This is a genomic window from Paenibacillus phytorum (assembly GCF_013141715.1).
Lineage (GTDB): Bacteria > Bacillota > Bacilli > Paenibacillales > NBRC-103111 > Paenibacillus_E > Paenibacillus_E phytorum.
Genome location: NZ_WHOA01000023.1, coordinates 119140 through 138375 on the forward strand (window position 1 = coordinate 119140; position 19236 = coordinate 138375).

Genomic DNA, 19236 nt, shown 5'->3' on the forward strand with positions numbered 1-19236 from the left:
TAATTGTTCTTTGTTGTTAGTTTAATCGATTCGTTTTAAAATAGTAAGTACGCACAATAATGTTATGTAGTATCAATTTGTATACTGTTAAGGAGCTGAATCGTAATGCGTGATCGTAAAAGCGGGTACGGCAACCTTCATAATGATGAAGGCTGTCCAGTTGAATATACATTGGATGTTATCGGAGGCAAATGGAAAGGCGTTATTTTATATCACCTGATTGGAGGGACCAAAAGATTTAATGAATTCAGAAGAATCTGTCCATCCATTACGCAGAGAATGCTGACTCTACAATTAAGAGAACTGGAAGAGGACGGCATTGTCCACCGCGAGGTGTATCATCAAGTTCCTCCAAAGGTTGAATATTCGTTGACTGACTTCGGACAAACATTGGTCCCTATTATTTTACTTATGAAAGATTGGGGCAATGCTTACAAAAACAAGTCGGAGTGTCGCGTCTAATGGCTAAGTTGTCGGAATTTTGCCGTCCGAAAGGTTGGTTTTTTCAGATTAGGTAATATTATCTTTCTCTCGTAGATACCAAGCGTGTCGATTTTTGTGGTAGACTAATAGAGAGAAACCGAGAAGCTTACATAGCTGCAATCGGTTGAGGCAGGATGGTGCTGTAACGGAATGAGAATGACGAATATGCTGCATTTCACCGAGAACCACAGGTTTTGTGTGAACCGTGAGTTTTCTTTGAGCAGTCTGGATTATAAAATGTTAGCAATTATGTATCAGCCTATGATCGGCGGTTTGGCTATTAGTCTCTATCAAGCACTTTATCTGCAGATGAGTGCAGAAAAAGTCGGATATTCGCCGTTGGAACAACAACGAAAGCTATTTCTTCTGCTCGAGCTTGAGCAGGGGGAGCGAGGACGCAAATATCTAATAGAGCAATCTTCGAAGCTTGAAGCCATAGGGCTCCTGCAGACAACTCGCAAGTTTCTTCCGGGTGAAGAAGACTATGTCTTCGTGTATACCTTGTTCCCTCCGCTAGGGCCCAATGAGTTTTTCCGCAATCAGCATTTGACGCTGCTGCTCCGCGATAAGGTCGGTAAGTTCATGCTCCTGTCCCTTCGGGAAGAGCTGCTCTCGCCGGAGCCGGAAGAGTGCCATGATGCGAGTGAAGAGAACCTGTCTGTTCCGTTCTATGATCTATTCCGCCTCAATACTCAGGTGGTTGACTACGAACTGGAGCAAGCCCTGTATGAGGCCTCGGCCAGTAAACAGGGAGACGCTCGCATGGATGTGACAACCAAAGGCTTCCAGTATGCGGATATCATTATGAGGTTCCCGCGAGGAGCGAGTAATCGCGTTTTCGTTGAAGCTCTCAAGCATAAACCGGATCAGATGGCTGCAATTAATATCGTGGCGAAAAAATACAACCTATCGCTTCAGGAAACATGCCGTTTGCTGGATGAGGATGGCGCATTCACCGAAGAGGGCGAGCTGCAGATGGATCTTATGCAGTATAATGCGAATCTGTTCTACAGACAGAGCAAGAAACGGGATGAGGAACGAGAGCGCACGTTGTCCAGGTCGGAAGAGAAGTCGGAAGGCGAAGCGAATGAGGATATGCTAGACACGTCTGGAGACAAGTCAGTTGAGATGGCTTATTACCTAGAAGTGCCGCAGCAGCTGCGAGGCGAATGTACAGATCATCAATACAATTACATTATGCGAAATGAGCCGTATACGGCAGTTCTGAAAATGTTCTTTACTCAGGGCTCCATTCCGGACGGTGTACTTAATATATTTGAGAAGATTGATTTGAATTACAGATTGAAAGAGGAAGTCATTAATGTCTTGATCCACTTCCTACATATCGACCGCCGCTCATGGGCCAAGTCTTCGATTGAGGCGGTCGCATCGGATATGCTGGGCAAGCAAATTGTCACTTACGAACAAGCAGTGGAATATGTGCGTGAGAAAATCAGCTACAAACAGAAGGCTGCTTCCAAGGTTGAGGCCGCTAAAGCAGGCGGTGGCTCTGTAACTAGAGGCCGACAAGGCAAGACGCAGAAGCCTCACATACCGATCGTTGTGCCGGATGCCGGCACAGCGGCGGCATCGAGGCTGACGGATGAAGAGCTGGAAGCCGCGAGACGGATGGCGCAAAAGCTGGACGAGCGCTTTAATCGGAAGAGCTGACGGTTAGGGGTCTCAGTCTGCCTTTGATGTAACGAAAACTAACGCAATCGTAAAGAAAAGTATCGGAGAATGCTGTTTTAAACAACGAACTAGAGAATTATTAGGAGGTGCAGGAAGCATGGATTCCCTTTCTCACTTACTCAAATCAATGCCGCAATCCGAATGGAGACGGAAGGCAGAAGCGAAAATTAAAGTTGTCATGGATGACGCCTTAGTTCATAAATTTCGTCAAAAGTATCCATTTGTCGATGACTATACCATTAAGATTAATATGAACAAGCTGTATCAATATGTGACAGAGTTCAAAAACTGTTCGAACTGTCCAGGTTTAGAAAACTGTCCGAATGATATGACAGGGCATTATACGATGTTAACAGCCGATTCCGTCAATGAAAAGTCGTTTGTTCATGAGGAAAAGGTAGCTTGCAAGAAGTTCAACGCGAAGCAGCTGCAGGATGCCATTAGCAGCCGAATCCGCACCTTTCACGTGGATCCACGGATGATTTCGCGCAGTTACTCGTTTGGAGATATCCTTGAAACGGATCTAGATCGGGCGAAAGCCGTTATGCAAATTAACGACTATGTCAGCCTGACCATGGAAGAGGGGCTTCAGACTAGAGGACTCTACTTATCCGGATCATTTGGAACGGGGAAGACGTTCCTAATGGGCTATATGCTGCACCAACTGGCCAAAGTCGGTATGACAGGTGCAATCGTCTATATGCCGGATTTTGCCGAGGACTTGAAGGGTATGTTCCAGGAGCCTTACAAGCTTAAGGAAACGATTGATCTTCTGAAGGATACGGATTTATTAGTTTTCGATGATATTGGCGCGGAGAATTTGAATCCGTGGCTACGAGATCATGTTATTGGCGCTATCGTTAATCATCGGATGAATCGTAAGCCGACCTTTTTCACATCCAATTACGCACTCTCTGATTTGGAAAAGCATTTCAGCTTCACGAATAAAGATGGTGACGAGGAATACAAGGGACAGCGGATTATGGACCGTATTCGACCTTTTGTCGATGTGGTTGTGGTGACAGGTACGAACAAGCGCGGGAAATAATAAAAAGCTTTACAGATGAGTTCATCTGTAAAGCTTTTTTAAATTATTAAAAATTGGCATGAAAAACCGCTTCACACTGAGTGCAAAGCGGTTCTCTTTCAGGCTTGGACATTCCTATTTCATAACTTGAATCACGGTTGCAATAGCTGCAATTAGAAACAATACGCCAAAGAATGCGCCAAACCCAATGCCTACATCCATGAAATCATTACGCGGTTCTTCGTACACGTGAAGCTCAGGGTGTTTAGGATCGCTCATGTGGTTACCCCCCAACGTCCGACATTCGTATGTTTAAGTTTAGTATACCCAAATTCGTCGAAAGTTGTAAAGCTTATCAAAGTGACAATTGTGCAAACAATAACGGATAGCAGCGGAAAGTATTAAATAAGACTTGACTCTAACATTAGTGTCATGGTTTACAATGAGATCATCCTTACTTGATCAAGGAAAAGGAAAAAGGTGAAGGCCATGCGGATTAGTGAGTTATCCAAGCTTACCGGAGCCAGCATTCGTTCTTTGCGGTATTATGAGGCGAAAGGGCTAATCGCGACACAGCGTGAAGAAAACGGATATCGGGTGTTCAACCAGATGGCTGTTGAGCGCGTGAAGACCATTCAGTTTTATTTGAGCTTAGGCTTTACGACCGAACAAATTGAAAGCTTTCTGAACTGCGTCATGAAAAATCAGGAGTCGATGTGCGATGATTTGCTGCCACTCTACACAGAGAAGCTCGAAGAAATCGAACAACAGATGAAGATGCTGCAGCTGCTGCAAGCTAATTTGAAGGATCGTATTGCTTATATCGAGCAGCAAAGACTTCAGGGGCTGCCTGTAGGTTTACCTGCTAAGTAGATCTAATTTCAACCTTTTTGCTAACTTATGGCTTGGTTGAAATGACCCACTGGTGTGGTATACTTTACATGTTGACGTTCATCGGTAGCTAGGTACTACTTGATGTTATAAATCAAATCCATTCTTAGAAGGAGGAACTATCATGTCAATCGTGAATGTTTCTGATAACAGCTTTAAAGCCGAAGTTGAAGGAGAAGGTACAGTACTTGTAGACTTCTGGGCACCTTGGTGCGGACCTTGTAAAATGATCGCTCCCGTTTTGGAAGAGCTTGATAAAGAAATTGAGTCCTTGAAAATCGCAAAAGTAAACGTGGATGACAATCCAGAATCTGCTGCTCGCTTTGGTGTTATGAGTATCCCAACATTGATCGTTTTCAAAGACGGACAGCCTGTTGATAAAGTGGTTGGTTTCCAATCCAAAGAAGCGCTGAAAAATGTTGTTTCTCGTCATCAATAATTTGTTACAAACTAGAAACAATTGTTCGTGAGAAAAAGCTCTTTTTCTGCTATGCTGAAAAAGAGCTTTTTTTTGTTTTCTGAAAATAGGGGGGCGTTTAAATTAGGAGTACTTAGGTAACTAGGGAACTCCCGAACTTGGCGGGGAAATATAGTGTAAGTTTTTGCGCGAGAGGAGATTGGATGCATGACCGAGCATGAGCATGAGGACGCTGGAGTCCGCGAACAGAGTCTGGAAGTTATTAAACACAAGCTGAGCTTATTACCGGATAAGCCAGGCTGTTATATCATGAAAAACCGCGAAGGTACCATCATTTATGTGGGAAAAGCGAAAGTACTGAAGAATCGTGTGCGCTCCTATTTCACGGGGAGTCACAGTGCAAAGACGCAAAAACTAGTCAGCGAAATCCGCGACTTTGAATATATAATTACCTCCTCGAACATGGAGGCTTTGATTCTTGAGTGTAATCTGATTAAGCAGCATCATCCGCGGTACAACGTACTCTTGAAGGATGATAAGACGTTTCCATACATCAAGATTACACATGAAGAGCAGCCGCGCCTAGAAGTCACGCGGCGGGTGTTTAAAGATAAGGGCAAGTACTTCGGCCCTTATCCGAATGCTTTTGCTGCCCAGCAAACGAAGAAGCTGCTGGACCGGCTTTATCCACTGCGCAAGTGCAAGACGATGCCCGAGAAAGTATGCCTATACTATCATATCGGGCAGTGTCTGGCGCCTTGCGAATTCGACGTAACCGCCGAGACGAACGAGCGGATGGTGCAAGAGATCAGCCGTTTCCTGAACGGGGGACACGACGTTATTAAGGAAGAGCTGACGACCAAAATGCTGGCCGCAGCAGAGGAACTGAACTTCGAGCGCGCCAAGGAACTGCGCGATCATATCTTGAATATCGACGCCGTGATGGAGAAACAGAAGATCACGACGGCTGATGCGCTAGACCGCGATGTCTTCGGTTACGCGGTCGACAAGGGCTGGATGGCTGTGCACATCCAGTATATGCGGCAGGGCAAGCTTATCGAGCGGCATGTCTCGTTATTTCCGTATTACGGTGATGAGTACAATGACTTTATCACCTACGTTACTCAGGTCTACAGCGACAATCCGGCGCTGCCGAAGGAGATCTTCCTGCCGTCGATACCCGTACAGGTGGCTGTTACTCCCATGACGGGGTCCGAAGGAGAGGCCGATAAGCCTACAGCTGTACCTACAGATGTCATTGCCGAAGCTCCCGCTGAAGCCACAATTGACACCCCTGCGGAAATCCCTCCGGAAGTTGTGGCTCAAGTAGAGGCTGAAGAGAAGGATGTCCGCGAAGCACTGGAATCCTGGCTCAAGGTCAAGGTGCATATCCCGCAGCGAGGACTGAAGAAGCAAATGGTCGATATGGCCAAAGACAATGCCCGCAATGCGCTGGATGAGAAATTTCGCCTGGTGGAGCGCGATGAGCGTCGCACGACCAAAGCGGTCGAGAATCTTGGAGAATGGCTCGGGACGGGAACTATTCGCCGTATCGAAGCTTTCGATAACTCGAACATACAAGGGACGAACCCGGTTTCTGCGATGGTCGTCTTCGTGGACGGCAGGCCCGATCGTAAGGAGTACCGCAAGTACAAAGTCAAAACGGTCGTTGGCCCGGATGACTACGAAACAATGCGCGAGGTCATACGTCGGAGGTACGAGCGTGTACTTAAGGACAATCTCACGATGCCTGACCTGATTGTTGTGGACGGTGGGAAAGGGCAGATCTCAGCAGCCGTAGACGTACTTGAGAATGAATTAGGTCTGTTCATTCCGATCTGTGGACTCGTAAAAGATGCGAAGCACAAAACAGCGCAACTCATGATCGGAGATCCTGCAGAAGTTGTGCCATTGCCGCGTGACAGCCAGGAGTTTTACTTGCTGCAGCGGATCCAAGACGAGGTTCACCGTTTCGCGATTACGTTCCACCGCGAAACAAGGGCGAAGTCAATGGTTGTTTCACAGCTGGACGCGATTCCCGGCATCGGGGAGAAACGCCGGAAGGCATTGCTTAAGCACTTTGGCTCCGTACGCAAAATAAAAGAGGCTGAAGTCCAAGACTTCAAGCCTCTGGGTATAGGTGAGAAATTAGCTAACGAAATTCTCAAAGCGCTTCAAGGCGAGGCGGCGGCTCCCCAGGAATAAGGGGACCCCGCCTTTTTCCATGCAGCCAGGCTAGCAGCAAGCCAATCAAACCAGGCAGCAGGATATAGAAAATGCCAGCAAGCACATCGCTTACATGTCCGAGGTAGAAGAGGGACATCCCCATGAGGATGCTGTCCATGCAGGCATGAGCGAATACGGCGGTAATGAAACCGTACTTAAGGAAGACATAACCAAGAATAATGCCTATGATGGTGACCTCGATTAGCCGAGTATACACTGGATAAATGGGATACTGAGTGTGACTGGCCGCCCAGATCACGCTGGGAATAACAATTGCAATAAAGTTTGAGCGAAACAGCTTCTTGAATAAAATGATGCCGAGCAGTCGGTAGGTCGCCTCTTCAGATATGGCAGCAACCCAAGCCATAAGAGGGAAGAAGCGAGGTTCTACCATATTAAGAACTGAATCGGACGGATCGTTCACAGCCCAAACATCAAAATTTACTTCACCTGTGTAAAAGAGCACCTGCTGAACGCCTAAGATGAAGAGAGCAAGCAAATAGCCGCGCCCCATGCCGTTATAAATCTCAGTCCCAAATGATGATTCTTTCCAAGCCGGCCATTTCCGCGCTCCGATTGAATTCCACAATCCGTTACCTGCTACTAAAGCTAGGTAGAGAGATATGCCGAGGAGCACAGTCACTACATTCATGAAAATAATAGCTGCCCATGTTGCGAATTCATCGTTCAGAGCTCCACTCATAGACCTAAAAGCAGGGTACATATTAAAATTGTTGGTGATATAAATGGCTAAGAAAATGGCTGTCAAAAGCAGCCCTCTACTGAATTTCATATGTTTTCTATAGATGATGGCGAATACAATCGCGGCAATGGTCATGATGAGTGTGAAGCCCATGGAAATCCAAGTCATGATAGATGCGGAGCGATCCTGCTGATCGATCCAGATTTGATGCGACGCCGGTAAGCTGAAGAGCACGTTATAACCGGTCAGATTTTTATCATCGAAATCAACTCGAACCTGTAACTTTGCTTCGCCTAGCGGTTTCGTTTGCTTTTCATAAAATAAGGTTGTTCCATGCGCTCGCTCGTCTTCGGCGGTCCGTTTATCTATGGGTGCGAAGTCATCCGGCTCAAATCCTTGCTTCCGAATTTCCTGCTTGGCCAAAATGTCTGCTTTCTGCTTACTGATGATTGCCTGATCGGAGGGATTTTGCGTTTCACGCCATCCAATAACGGATGCATTCGTGTAATTAATCTCAACTTCAAACTTACGGCTGGTCTTGGTATCTTCTACGCTTACTTGATAGTAATCAATGGGGTAACGCTCCCCATAGTCCTTCATATAAGCTTCTAACAAATGCTCCTTTTGCAAATAACCGCTGCGATCCTTCTTGGATTGATAAACAACAAAGGTTTGCGGGTTATGCACATCGTAACGCTCACTTACAAATTGAGCTGCGCGATCCGCAGCCTGCTGCTTCGTAATTGATGGATTGTCTGCTGCCGGCGGTTCTTCGGCCTGAAGTCCGTACAATGCGGATATTCCCAAGTAAAGGGCTACTCCAATGCATGCAAGGAAGAGGAGAAAACGATTTAATTTTGGCCTGATCATAGTGAGTTCCCTTCTACATTCTCGATTCTGAAATCACATCTTTCACGTTATCATAGTTTAAAAAGAAAGCCAATTTAGTGGTAAAGAATTAAAAACAATTATATAATACCTATCAATTGGGTAACGTTCGGAATTTCTAAATAATAACGGGGGAACCCTACTGTTAACATTGGAAATCCTTATCTCTTTATTGTAAACACAGGAGGCACTATGATTAAAAAAATCAATATTTGGCGACTGACGCCTCCACAAATTCTCGTTCTCGGATTTGCTGCTATTATTTTCTTAGGAGCAGGTCTTTTGACGCTTCCCTTTGCTTCGGCAACGGGACATTCGATTGCTTTTATTGATGCGCTGTTTACAGCAACTTCGGCAACATGTGTGACTGGTTTGGTCGTAGTGGATACTGGGAGTACCTACACCATGTTTGGTCAGATCGTCATCGTGAGCTTGATTCAAGTTGGTGGATTGGGGTTCATGACGATGTCGACTTTAATTGCTTTTGCCTTTCGTAAAAAAATCACACTAAAAGAACGACTAGTTCTGCAAGAGGCTTTTAACCAAAGTAGTATGGAAGGTATCGTCCGACTTATCCGTAGAGTTATTATTTATTCATTAACGATTGAAGCTATTGCAGCAGTTATTTTGACGATTCGTTGGTCATTTGATATGGATGTTGCTCAAGCCCTTTATTTCGGAATCTGGCATGCGATATCGATGTTTAATAACGCTGGTTTCGATTTATTTGGAACTGTCGATGCACCATTTGTTTCCTTTACAGCCTATGCCGACGATTTCGTTGTAAACTTTGTTGTAATGGCGCTGATTGTGCTTGGGGGTATTGGATTTATTGTTATGTCCGATGTGATGGATTTCCGTAACAAGAAGAAGCTTTCCCTGCATTCCAAAGTTGTACTTAGCATGTCAGGTTTTCTTATTCTTTTGGGAGCCATTATCATCTTTATATTCGAATATTCCAATATCAGAACCATGGGGTCGCTTGATTTTAGTGGCAAAATATTAGCTTCCTTCTTTCAATCGATCGCACCACGTACGGCTGGTCCGAATACGGTAGATATTGGAGCTCTTCGTCAAGCAACTCAATTTTTTATTATCATCCTAATGTTTATTGGTGCATCTCCTGGCTCTACAGGGGGCGGTATCAAAACAACCACATTTACGATTCTTATTAGCGCTATCATTACCATGATTCGTGGGAAAGAAGACATTGTTATTTATCGTTATCGCTTGGCGAAAGACCGCATTCTCAAAGCAATTACATTAACGATGATGGCATTATTTCTGGTTATCTTAGTGACAATGCTCTTATCGACAACAGAGGATTCACAGTTTTTGAAAATTTTGTTTGAAGTAACTTCAGCTTTTGGTACTGTAGGTCTTTCTATGGGACTCACCCCCGATCTAACGACATTTGGCAAAGTTCTCATTAGTATGACGATGTTTGCAGGAAGATTAGGAACCATCACGCTAGCTTATGCCCTACAGCCGAAGCAAGAGAAAGAATTATATAGATACCCAGAGGGTAAAATCACGATTGGATAAGGGGAACTAGGAATATGAAAAAAAATCAATATGTCGTAATCGGGCTGGGTCGTTTTGGGGCCAGTATTTCCAAAGAACTCATAAAGCTTGGTTATGAAGTGTTGGGTATTGATAAAGATGAAGAAGTCGTAGATGAGCTGAGTTCTGTGCTTACCCATACCGTAGTAGCGGATGCGACGGATGAAGAAGTATTGAAATCATTAGGCGTACGAAATTTCGACTGCGCTGTTGTAGCCATTGGAGATGATATTCAATCGAGTATCCTAGCGGCCATTGTTCTTAAAGATTTGGGGATTAAGAAGGTTGTCGCTAAGGCATTGTCCGAATTGCATGGGAAAGTACTGAATAAGCTTGGTGTTGACCGTGTGATTTATCCAGAGAGAGACATGGGAATTCGTGTTGCACATCAACTGGTATCACCTAACCTTCTGGACTATATTGAGATTTCCAAAGAGTATACGATCGTGGAATTATCTGTCCCTAAGAATCTATGTGGCTTTGCTCTCAGAGAGCTGGACCCTCGTGCTAAGTATGGCTGCAGCATTGTGGCTATCAATAAACAAAATGGGATTATCATTGCACCTACAGCGGGTGATGTCGTGAATGAGAATGATGTGATGGTCATCATCGGAACCAATAATCAAATTGATAAATTTGAAAGTGAAGTCATCGGGTAATGGAAAATACAACCTCGATCCTAATTGAACATGTTATCATTTTACTCGTACTGATTTTTGGATTGGGCATGATATCTGGGAAAACAGCGCAATGGTTGAAACTTCCTGACGTTGCTCTATTTCTCATAGCAGGTATGTTGGTGGGACAAGCCTTTCATTGGATTACCGAATCCAGCACATCTTTTACAAATCAATTCATCCTTGTCATTGGCTCTACCTTAATCCTCTTCGATGGAGGTCGCAATATCAGACTTTCAGGTCTTCGCAAGGTATGGCTTACTGTAAGTTTACTCAGCGTTCCTGGCGTTCTTATCACATGCGGTGCAGTGGCAGTAGTCGCTCATTTGCTGCTGGATTTACCTTGGCTTTATGCGCTATTACTGGGAGCGATTATTGCTTCAACAGATCCTGCAACCCTGATCCCAGTGTTTAAACAAGTGAAGATACGTCCGAAAGTGCGTGAAACGGTTGAAAGTGAATCTGCTTTTAATGACGCGACGGCTTCGATTCTAACTTTTTCTTTATTAGCCATTATACTCGGCACACAAGAGGTTTCTGTTGCTTCGGGTGTCATTGATTTTGTGAAGACAGCACTGGGTGGGCTGCTAGTTGGAGCGGTAATTGGTTATGTAATGACGTTCCTGACGGCTCATTTGAAGCTGGGTCATCTAAGAGACTACGCAACGATAGCGATGGTTGTGACTTCACTTGGTGCTTATATCGCGGGAGAAGCAATAGGTGTAAGCGGTTTTATGGCAACCTTTACAGCAGGATTGATCTGGGGGAATGCGGGTACTTTTAAGCTGGAAATGAATGATAAACAGCTTGAAATGGAGCATTTTTCAGAAAATATTACGGTCATCATGCGCATGCTCATTTTCATCTTACTAGGCAGTCAAGTGAACTTCCCATTAATTCTTGAGCATTTCTGGACAAGCTTAGGTGTTATCTTTGTATTTATGTTTATCGCGCGCCCACTTACGGTTCTAATCTGTACTTGGCCGGATCGTAAAGCGAAGTGGAAACGAAATGAAATTCTGTTCATGTTCTGGGTTCGAGAGACAGGTGTTATACCCGCGGCGTTATCCGGTATGGTAGCTGGGATGGGCGTTCAGCACAGTGATCTTATTGCCAGCGTTACGTTCATGGCCGTGCTTATAACTATTTTGTTTCAAGCAAGTACAACTGCTTATGTGGCGCGTAAACTGGGTCTTGAAATAAAGCCCGACGATCCCGACAACCATGATTAAAATAAATTTCTTTGATCACCATTGGACTATTCAATTAATAAATTTGCGAGTACATATACAACAAGAGAATTTTTAACTGAAGGTGGACTCCCCATGTATAAGGTATTAATAATTGAAGACGATGCCATGATCGGCGATATGGTCACTATGTATTTAAGTGAAGAAGGCTTTCATGTCATAAGAAAGGCGAATGGGGCGGAAGGCATTGCAGCTGTCTCCCCGTTTGATCCAGATGTCATTTTGCTTGACCTGATGCTGCCTGATATGGACGGTCTTGCATTATGCAGACAAGTTCGGGAAACCTCAAAAATACCTATTATGATCGTCTCGATGAAAAGTAAAGTTGTTGAACGAGTTAACGCGCTAGGGGCAGGTGCGGATGACTATATGTGTAAACCGTTCAGTATGCATGAGATGAGTGCGAGAGTTCACGCTCTCATTCGGCGCTCCAACTTATATTTGAAATCGAGTGTGAATACTCGTCAAGTAACGGAAGCAGCAGGAGGATCAACAACTGCAGTATTAGAGGCAGTCTTGGATATCGATAAGAAGATTACCCTCAATCCGAATACGCGCTCTATGCGTGTTCATGGTGTTTTAGTGGAAACGACTTATTCGGAATTCGAAATTATGAAATGCTTCGTGAATCATCCAGGTCGTGTATATAGCCGAGAAGATTTACTGCAAACGGTTCGCGGATTTGACTGTTTAGTTACGGATCGGGCCATTGATGTACATATTGCTAACCTTCGTAAAAAGATCGAGGACAATCCCAAAGAGCCCAAGTGGATTCGGACGGTTTGGGGTGTAGGCTACAAATTTGTATATTAGAAAAAGAACCTCTAGCCTCAGCACCTTCTAGGATGCGTGGCATAGAGGTTTTATTTTTGCTTGGCGAAGTAATTGATCGCTTGAGTTATAAACTTCATAGACGCCATATTATCCGCTGTATGGTCGGAGTAAATGAGGGAAGTCGTTCGTTTCGTCTGTTCTAACTCGACCAGATTCCGCAAAATCAATTCATTATTACGAATTAAATCTTCACGTAAATAGGATCTTGGAAGCAAGGTTGCCGTTTTACAGGTTGAAACGAGTCGGATGATGGCTTCGAAGGAGTCGATCTCCATTTGTACATTGGGTAATATGGTATAACGGTTGAACAGCTCATCCATCAAAATGCGATACCAAGTTCCTTTGGAGAAGAGGATCATGGGCAATTCATTTAAATTGTTCATTGTGATGGTGGTGCGATCGATAAGAGGATGCCCTAGAGGAAGTACCAGACATAAGTGATCATCGAATAAAGGTTCACAATGAAGGCTGGAAGCATTAATCTGGGAAGCAACGATGCCGATATCCACTTTGTTTTCTTTCGCCATGGTAACGATCTCGTGCGTCTTCCCCGTAAGCAGCTTAATTTCTGTCAGTGGGTAATCCTGTAAGTAATCTGTGATGAGATCGGGGAGCGTTGTTTGCAGCGTTGTCAGGCTTGCTCCTATGGTAATCGAAGTGTGGCTGCCCGCTGCTTTGTAGGTTTGGATCGCTTGCTTGAACTTGCGCTCTAGATGACGTAGCTCCAAGGCATGGTCATAGCAAATTTGACCGACTTTGGTCAGCTCCAGCCTTTTCCCTTTGCGGATAAAGAGTTCAACGCCCAGCTCTTCCTCTAGCTTCATTATTTTGCGAGAGAGAGCAGGTTGAGAAATGTTTAATAGCTGAGATGCTTTATTGAGGCTTACTTGTTCGACAACTACAGCGAATACATCCAAAAGTTCCATGCTTCTATCGACTCCTTTTGCACTTAGCATATGTGTTAAAGTTATAAGTGTATATAAAAAAACGGCACTTCCATTATAAGCGTGAAAGAGGTACGATGTACATGTCACTTTTTATTCACATTTGTTGGACTTAGGTGTATAATCATTCACTGATTTGGCAAAATAGGCGTGGATGATTATGGGTTGACGCTCGTTTGCGGCGAGAGTACAATGATATGTGGCTTGTCTTGTCTGATAATGTCGGATAAATGATGAATGAATTTTTATGAGGGGGGAATTGGTTCAATTATGGGTAATTCGTATTACTTTCGAAAGATCCACTCTTTGCTTGGCGTAATTCCTGTGGGCTTCTTTCTTATTGAGCATTTGCTCACGAACTATGAAGCAACAAAAGGACCAGGCGCGTTCGTGGACCAAATTAACTGGTTAAATGGCTTGCCATTGGTGCTGTTTCTAGAAATCTTCGGAATCTGGATACCGCTTCTTTACCATGCGGTATATGGCCTGTATGTAGCGTATCAAGCGCGCAACAACGTGTCGCAGTATGGTTACTTCCGTAATCAAATGTTCATGCTTCAACGTGTAACTGGTGTGATTACATTCTTGTTCGTTGCTTGGCATTTCTTCGAGACCCGCTTGCAGGTTGCATTCGGTAACGTAGCGCATGAAGAGCTTGGCCGGACGATGCATGATATCGCGACGAACCCGGTTATGTTTACAATCTATGTCATCGGTACACTTTCCGCAGCATTCCATTTCTGTAACGGCATGTGGTCGTTCTTGGTTAGCTGGGGAATTACAATTGGACCGCGCGCGCAGCGCTTTTCATCCATCATCTGGATGGCTTTGTTCGTTGTCATGGCTGTGATGTTTATTATGTCTTTGACTGCATTTACAGATACGCAATTTCAGCTTCCGGTAGAAGCGCATACGGGGAAATAAGGGAGGGTGAACAGAAGTGGCTAATTCAAAAGTTATCGTCGTCGGTGGAGGCCTTGCGGGACTCATGGCGACAATTAAGGCAGCAGAGGCTGGAGTTCACGTGCAATTGTTCTCCTTGGTCCCTGTTAAACGTTCCCATTCCGTATGTGCGCAAGGCGGCATTAACGGAGCGGTGAATACGAAGGGTGAAGGTGACTCCACGTGGGAGCACTTTGATGATACAGTTTACGGTGGAGATTTCTTAGCGAATCAACCACCTGTTAAAGCTTTGTGCGATGCGGCTCCAGGGATTATTCATTTAATGGACCGTATGGGCGTTATGTTTAACCGTACACCAGAGGGTCTTCTGGATTTCCGTCGTTTCGGCGGTACCAAATATCATCGTACGGCTTTCGCAGGCGCTACTACAGGGCAGCAGCTTTTGTACGCACTTGATGAGCAAGTACGCCGCTGGGAAACAGCTGGTCTTGTAACGAAATTCGAGCATTGGGAGTTCCTAGGTTCCGTTCTCGATGATGATGGCGTGTGCCGTGGTATTGCAGCTCAAGATTTGCGTAGTATGGAAATTCAAACATTCCCATCCGATGCGGTCATCTTGGCTACAGGCGGTCCTGGTATTATTTTCGGCAAAACAACGAATTCGGTTATTAATACAGGTACGGCAGCAAGTGCTGTTTACCAACAAGGCGTTAAATATGCGAACGGTGAAATGATTCAAATTCACCCAACAGCGATTCCTGGAGATGACAAGCTTCGCTTGATGTCTGAATCTGCGCGTGGTGAAGGCGGACGTATTTGGACATACAAAGACGGGAAGCCTTGGTACTTCCTCGAAGAGAAATATCCGGCATACGGTAACTTGGTGCCACGTGATATTGCAACTCGCGAGATCTTCTCGGTGTGCGTAGACCAGAAACTTGGTATTAACGGTGAGAACATGGTTTACCTCGATCTTTCTCATAAAGATCCGAAGGAGCTTGATATTAAGCTTGGCGGTATTATGGAAATCTACGAGAAATTCATGGGCGACGATCCGCGTAAAATTCCGATGAAGATTTTCCCTGCGGTTCACTATTCCATGGGCGGAATTTGGGTCGATTACAACATGATGACGAACATTCCTGGCTTATTCGCTGCTGGTGAGTGTGAGTACCAACATCACGGTGCGAACCGTCTTGGAGCGAACTCGCTCGTTTCGGCCATCTATGATGGAATGGTTTCCGGTCCTAAAGCGGTTGAGTATATCCGCGGCTTAGAGAAGCACGCTGATGATACTTCCTCGATCGTATACGATCGCGAGAAGAAACGTCATACAGACCGTTATGAGAACTTGCTCAAAATGAACAATGGTACAGAGAATGCCTATGTTCTGCACAAAGAGCTTGGCGACATGATGAATGCCAACATGACGGTTGTTCGTTACAATGATCGTCTCGAAGATACAATTGGTAAGATCAAGGATTTGAAAGAAAGATACAACAACATCAACATCACAGATACAGCTCGTTGGAACAATCAAGGGGTGGCGTTCACACGTCAGCTTTGGAACATGTTCGAATTGGCTGAAGCGATGACACTTGGCGCTTTGCTGCGTAACGAGAGCCGCGGTGCGCATTACAAGCCAGAATTCACTGAGCGTGATGATGAGAACTTCATGAAAACAACAATTGCCGATTGGACGCCAGATGGTCCGAAAATCAGCTATGAAGAAATCGATGTATCTTTGATTGCACCGCGGAAACGTGATTACTCCACGGAGAAGAAAAAGGGAGGACATTAATCATGGCTGAGACACTAAGCGCACAAAAGACAGTGAAGTTTATCGTGACTCGTCAAGAGAGTCCAGATTCCAAACCTTATACCGAGGAATTTGAAATTCCTTATCGCTCCAATATGAATGTCATCAGCGGTTTGATGGAAGTACAGCGTAATCCGAAGAATGCCAAAGGTGACAAGACGACACCTGTATGCTGGGAATCCAACTGTCTCGAGGAAGTATGCGGAGCATGTTCCATGGTTATCAACGGCAAGCCGCGTCAAGCTTGTTCGGCTCTTGTTGATAAGTTGGAGCAGCCGATTCGCGTAGCTCCAATGAGCACTTTCCCTGTTATGCGTGACCTTGTTATCGACCGTGGACGCATGTTCACGGCTTTGAAGAAAGTCAAAGCATGGGTTCCGATCGACGGTACGTATGATCTTGGACCAGGACCACGTATGGCGGAGTCCAAGCGTCAATGGGCTTACGAGCTTTCCAAATGTATGACATGCGGCGTTTGTCTTGAGGCTTGTCCGAACGTGAATGACAAGAACTCCTTTATCGGACCGTCAGCACTTTCACAAGTTCGTCTGTTCAATGCGCATCCAACGGGTGAAATGAACAAAGACGAGCGTCTGGATACTTTGATGACAGATGGCGGTATCGAAGGCTGCGGTAACTCGCAGAACTGCGTACGCTCATGTCCGAAAGGCATTCCGCTGACGACTTCTATCGCAGCACTGAATGCAGATACAACGAAACATATGTTCAAAAAATGGTTAGGCGTTTAAACTTCGCCTAATAAGGATAAAGCTCGATACCCTGATCTTTAGGGTGTTGGGCTTTTTTTTAACATATAATTTATATGTTTGGGGTTTGGGGTAAGCAAAGCTTACCACTTTTTTATTCGTGTGCTCCTTCTCAGGCTCTGTCGGCTCAGCGAGCTCTCACTGTAAGCGCGGTTTTCGAACTTACTTGACGCCGGAAGTATTCATCCAGACTCTCGATGGATGTTGTTGTAAAAAATGCAACAATTGCTGCCTAGATCCCGACTATCTCCCTTGGTTGTTGCATAATGTACAACAATTCGGCGATAATCAGGCCGTTTCGGAACAAATGGGCTCGAATTGTTGTACAAACTACAACTTAAACATGCCAAATGGCCTTTAGGGGTGGGAATTGTTGCAGAAAATACAACATTGGGGTGAAACTCGAGTCCATAGATCCCCTGTAAAGTAGGCATAACTAATGAATCGACAGATTCTATTATTGCAGCAAATGCCTTTTAAATCGCCGGATGCTAGGGGGGTGGTGGTGTTTTCGACGGAAACTCAGCACACAGAAAAAGCCCATCAGGATAATCTCCCTGATGGCTTTGTAAGTTTATGAGGCTAGTCAGCGGGCAGGCTATCAGCTTGAGTGGCTGCTTGATTATTTATAGGGGAAATCAGGAGAGGATGCTCGGATAACGGGTGTCCTTCTTGTAGTTCAGAAACAGAAGGTCCTGTTAATACAACAGGTTTAGGTAGAACAGGCTGATTATCTAACATCGTGATGTGGAAATGAATCGAGTACATCGTATACACCTCCGTTTATTCGATCTATATGTTATATATTATTACACATATAGCTATTTTGACAACCAATTATTTATTTGTGTTATATATATTGACATACAAGTCGGATGTAAGTATGATTAAGACAAATGTAGGACATCGAAGTACCAACCTCATAGCAAACTTGTTTTCTAGGGTTCCGCGACAGAATGAAGGCTGTTGGTCAGGTCCAAGAGAAGACACACGGTGAGCTTCATCGTGCACACGGAGGGATAAAAGCCCGGGAGGATATCAGAATATGATATCGTTCCGGGTTTTTCTTTTTACCAGTACAAATGGAGAGGGAGATCGGAATGAGACAAAGAGTGGTATTTCTGATGATGGCGTTGCTATTGGTTTTTACAATAGTTAGCGGATGTACGAGCAAAGGGGAAACAAGCACGACAACAGGAAAAAGCGGAGAACCGATTAAATTGGCACTCAGTCCATGGCCGGGCTGGTTTGTGTGGTATTTAGTGAAGGAAAAGGGGTTCTTTGAGAAAAATGGGGTTAACGTTGATCTCGTTTGGTTCCCGGTATATAGCGATTCCTTATCGGCATTGGCGTCTGGTAAAGTCGATGCGAACAGCCAAACTTTAAGTGATATGCTTGCTCCAGCAAGTAAAGGGATTAAGCTCAAGGCTGTGCTTGTGAACGATAACTCCAATGGCGGAGACGGTGTTGTTGTGAAGCCGAGCATTAATTCATTGAAGGATTTGAAGGGTAAGAAAGTAGCGACTGAGCTGGGAACGGTTGATCATCTTCTGATGCTAACTGCACTTGAAAAGGGGGGGCTTGCCGAGAAAGATGTTGCTTATACGAATATGACAGTTAACGATGCAGGGCCTGCTTTCATTTCAGGCAATTTGGATGCCGCGGTACTATGGGAACCATTCTTAAGCAAGGCGGTTCAAGAGGGTAAAGGCAAGCTATTATTTTCCTCCAAAGATACACCGGGACTTATCCCAGATCTGCTAGTTTTCAAAGAAGAAATAACGAAGAACCGCCCGGAAGATGTGAAAAAAATCATTAACGCTTGGTTCGATGCTTTGGATTACTGGAAAGCCAATCCTGAAGAGTCATTGAAAATTATGGCAAAAGCGGCGGAGACGCCGGTTGATGAATATAAATCTGGCGTAGATAGCGTGAAAATTTTCCAACTTGAAGATAATGTGAAAGCTTTCCAAAAGGGTGATAACTTAGAATCCCTACACTTCACTTCGCAGAAGACGGCCGTGTTCTTAAAGGGATTAGATATGCTGACTTCCATTCCGAAGTCGGAAAGCTTCTTAGATGGACACTTTGTAGAAGAAGTGCTGAAGGAACGTAAGAAATAACAACTGGAGAGCGAGGGCTCTATATGGA

The 19236-nt window shown here is 44.8% G+C and carries 18 protein-coding genes and 1 riboswitch; of the genes, 14 read left to right on the forward strand and 4 right to left on the reverse strand.

Going from position 1 to position 19236, the window contains the following annotated elements:
- Nucleotides 1-105: 105 nt before the first annotated feature.
- The 3 genes from GC098_RS03705 to dnaI all read left to right on the forward strand — a co-directional run bounded on the left by GC098_RS03705 (nt 106) and on the right by dnaI (nt 3223).
- Nucleotides 106-462: a winged helix-turn-helix transcriptional regulator gene (locus GC098_RS03705; protein WP_171641059.1), complete on the forward strand. Its 357-nt coding sequence runs from the start codon at nt 106-108 to the stop codon at nt 460-462.
- Nucleotides 463-633: 171 nt separating this feature from the next.
- Entirely contained in the window at nt 634-2154 is a 1521-nt protein-coding gene (locus tag GC098_RS03710; protein ID WP_171641061.1) for a replication initiation and membrane attachment family protein, read from the forward strand.
- Nucleotides 2155-2272: 118 nt separating this feature from the next.
- Nucleotides 2273-3223, forward strand: coding sequence for a primosomal protein DnaI (gene dnaI / locus GC098_RS03715; RefSeq protein WP_171641064.1), 951 nt, complete (start codon nt 2273-2275; stop codon nt 3221-3223).
- Nucleotides 3224-3337: 114 nt separating this feature from the next.
- Here dnaI and GC098_RS03720 read toward each other — a convergent pair whose 3' ends face one another.
- The gene (locus tag GC098_RS03720) at nt 3338-3481 is read right to left on the reverse strand and encodes a YqzM family protein (RefSeq protein ID WP_156410805.1); all 144 of its coding nucleotides are present in this window, start codon (nt 3479-3481) and stop codon (nt 3338-3340) included.
- A gap of 210 nt (nt 3482-3691) precedes the next feature.
- On the opposite strand from GC098_RS03720, the gene GC098_RS03725 reads away from it, so the two are divergent.
- From GC098_RS03725 to uvrC, 3 genes are all read left to right on the forward strand, one after another.
- Nucleotides 3692-4075 (forward strand): MerR family transcriptional regulator, encoded by a 384-nt coding sequence (locus GC098_RS03725; RefSeq protein WP_029194766.1) that lies wholly within the window; start codon nt 3692-3694, stop codon nt 4073-4075.
- A 142-nt stretch (nt 4076-4217) separates the two neighbouring features.
- Nucleotides 4218-4532, forward strand: coding sequence for a thioredoxin (gene trxA / locus GC098_RS03730; protein ID WP_057307540.1), 315 nt, complete (start codon nt 4218-4220; stop codon nt 4530-4532).
- A gap of 186 nt (nt 4533-4718) precedes the next feature.
- The gene (uvrC, locus tag GC098_RS03735) at nt 4719-6716 is read left to right on the forward strand and encodes an excinuclease ABC subunit UvrC (protein ID WP_171641065.1); all 1998 of its coding nucleotides are present in this window, start codon (nt 4719-4721) and stop codon (nt 6714-6716) included.
- Here the strand turns inward: uvrC and GC098_RS03740 are convergent.
- A complete protein-coding gene (locus GC098_RS03740) occupies nt 6676-8247 on the reverse strand; it encodes a CPBP family intramembrane glutamic endopeptidase (RefSeq protein ID WP_171641067.1) in 1572 nt (523 codons plus the stop codon). The genes uvrC and GC098_RS03740 overlap by 41 nt on opposite strands.
- 273 nt (nt 8248-8520) lie before the next feature.
- Here GC098_RS03740 and GC098_RS03745 point away from each other — a divergent pair, with 273 nt between their 5' ends.
- The 4 genes from GC098_RS03745 to GC098_RS03760 all read left to right on the forward strand — a co-directional run bounded on the left by GC098_RS03745 (nt 8521) and on the right by GC098_RS03760 (nt 12631).
- A complete protein-coding gene (locus GC098_RS03745) occupies nt 8521-9873 on the forward strand; it encodes a TrkH family potassium uptake protein (protein ID WP_171641069.1) in 1353 nt (450 codons plus the stop codon).
- Between the two features lie 14 nt (nt 9874-9887).
- Nucleotides 9888-10550: a potassium channel family protein gene (locus GC098_RS03750; RefSeq protein ID WP_060647541.1), complete on the forward strand. Its 663-nt coding sequence runs from the start codon at nt 9888-9890 to the stop codon at nt 10548-10550.
- Nucleotides 10550-11800 (forward strand): cation:proton antiporter, encoded by a 1251-nt coding sequence (locus GC098_RS03755; RefSeq protein WP_171641071.1) that lies wholly within the window; start codon nt 10550-10552, stop codon nt 11798-11800. The genes GC098_RS03750 and GC098_RS03755 overlap by 1 nt, the downstream gene beginning before the upstream one ends.
- A 93-nt stretch (nt 11801-11893) precedes the next feature.
- Nucleotides 11894-12631 carry a response regulator transcription factor gene (locus GC098_RS03760; RefSeq protein WP_171641073.1) on the forward strand — a complete coding sequence of 246 codons (738 nt, stop codon included), beginning with the start codon at nt 11894-11896 and terminating at the stop codon, nt 12629-12631.
- Nucleotides 12632-12681: 50 nt separating this feature from the next.
- Here the strand turns inward: GC098_RS03760 and GC098_RS03765 are convergent, their stop codons facing one another.
- Nucleotides 12682-13578 carry a LysR family transcriptional regulator gene (locus GC098_RS03765; protein WP_171641075.1) on the reverse strand — a complete coding sequence of 299 codons (897 nt, stop codon included), beginning with the start codon at nt 13576-13578 and terminating at the stop codon, nt 12682-12684.
- Between the two features lie 288 nt (nt 13579-13866).
- Between GC098_RS03765 and GC098_RS03770 the strand changes: the two genes are divergently transcribed.
- From GC098_RS03770 to sdhB, 3 genes are read left to right on the forward strand one after another with little or no spacing between them, the layout of a single operon-like run.
- Nucleotides 13867-14520, forward strand: a complete 654-nt coding sequence (locus GC098_RS03770; RefSeq protein WP_171641077.1) for a succinate dehydrogenase cytochrome b558 subunit — start codon at nt 13867-13869, stop codon at nt 14518-14520.
- A 16-nt stretch (nt 14521-14536) separates the two neighbouring features.
- The gene (gene sdhA, locus GC098_RS03775) at nt 14537-16300 is read left to right on the forward strand and encodes a succinate dehydrogenase flavoprotein subunit (protein WP_171641079.1); all 1764 of its coding nucleotides are present in this window, start codon (nt 14537-14539) and stop codon (nt 16298-16300) included.
- 2 nt (nt 16301-16302) lie between these two features.
- Entirely contained in the window at nt 16303-17067 is a 765-nt protein-coding gene (gene sdhB, locus GC098_RS03780; protein WP_047680827.1) for a succinate dehydrogenase iron-sulfur subunit, read from the forward strand.
- Between the two features lie 600 nt (nt 17068-17667).
- On the opposite strand, the gene GC098_RS03790 is transcribed toward sdhB, so the two are convergent.
- Complete coding sequence (locus GC098_RS03790) at nt 17668-17853, reverse strand: hypothetical protein (protein WP_171641083.1); 186 nt, start codon at nt 17851-17853, stop codon at nt 17668-17670.
- A gap of 159 nt (nt 17854-18012) precedes the next feature.
- Nucleotides 18013-18121: riboswitch (guanidine-I (ykkC/yxkD leader) on the forward strand.
- A gap of 64 nt (nt 18122-18185) precedes the next feature.
- Here GC098_RS03790 and GC098_RS03795 point away from each other — a divergent pair.
- Nucleotides 18186-19208 carry an ABC transporter substrate-binding protein gene (locus GC098_RS03795; protein ID WP_171641084.1) on the forward strand — a complete coding sequence of 341 codons (1023 nt, stop codon included), beginning with the start codon at nt 18186-18188 and terminating at the stop codon, nt 19206-19208.
- Nucleotides 19209-19236: the final 28 nt, after the last annotated feature.

Coding starts and splice junctions, on each gene's coding strand:
- GC098_RS03710 (WP_171641061.1), top strand. CDS start 634: ATGAGAATGACGAATATGCTGCATTTCACCGAGAACCACAGGTTTTGT.
- sdhB (WP_047680827.1), top strand. CDS start 16,303: ATGGCTGAGACACTAAGCGCACAAAAGACAGTGAAGTTTATCGTGACT.
- GC098_RS03720 (WP_156410805.1), bottom strand. CDS start 3,481: ATGAGCGATCCTAAACACCCTGAGCTTCACGTGTACGAAGAACCGCGT.
- uvrC (WP_171641065.1), top strand. CDS start 4,719: ATGACCGAGCATGAGCATGAGGACGCTGGAGTCCGCGAACAGAGTCTG.
- GC098_RS03795 (WP_171641084.1), top strand. CDS start 18,186: ATGAGACAAAGAGTGGTATTTCTGATGATGGCGTTGCTATTGGTTTTT.
- GC098_RS03705 (WP_171641059.1), top strand. CDS start 106: ATGCGTGATCGTAAAAGCGGGTACGGCAACCTTCATAATGATGAAGGC.
- GC098_RS03750 (WP_060647541.1), top strand. CDS start 9,888: ATGAAAAAAAATCAATATGTCGTAATCGGGCTGGGTCGTTTTGGGGCC.
- dnaI (WP_171641064.1), top strand. CDS start 2,273: ATGGATTCCCTTTCTCACTTACTCAAATCAATGCCGCAATCCGAATGG.
- GC098_RS03760 (WP_171641073.1), top strand. CDS start 11,894: ATGTATAAGGTATTAATAATTGAAGACGATGCCATGATCGGCGATATG.
- trxA (WP_057307540.1), top strand. CDS start 4,218: ATGTCAATCGTGAATGTTTCTGATAACAGCTTTAAAGCCGAAGTTGAA.
- GC098_RS03770 (WP_171641077.1), top strand. CDS start 13,867: ATGGGTAATTCGTATTACTTTCGAAAGATCCACTCTTTGCTTGGCGTA.
- GC098_RS03790 (WP_171641083.1), bottom strand. CDS start 17,853: ATGTACTCGATTCATTTCCACATCACGATGTTAGATAATCAGCCTGTT.
- GC098_RS03725 (WP_029194766.1), top strand. CDS start 3,692: ATGCGGATTAGTGAGTTATCCAAGCTTACCGGAGCCAGCATTCGTTCT.
- GC098_RS03755 (WP_171641071.1), top strand. CDS start 10,550: ATGGAAAATACAACCTCGATCCTAATTGAACATGTTATCATTTTACTC.
- GC098_RS03765 (WP_171641075.1), bottom strand. CDS start 13,578: ATGGAACTTTTGGATGTATTCGCTGTAGTTGTCGAACAAGTAAGCCTC.
- GC098_RS03745 (WP_171641069.1), top strand. CDS start 8,521: ATGATTAAAAAAATCAATATTTGGCGACTGACGCCTCCACAAATTCTC.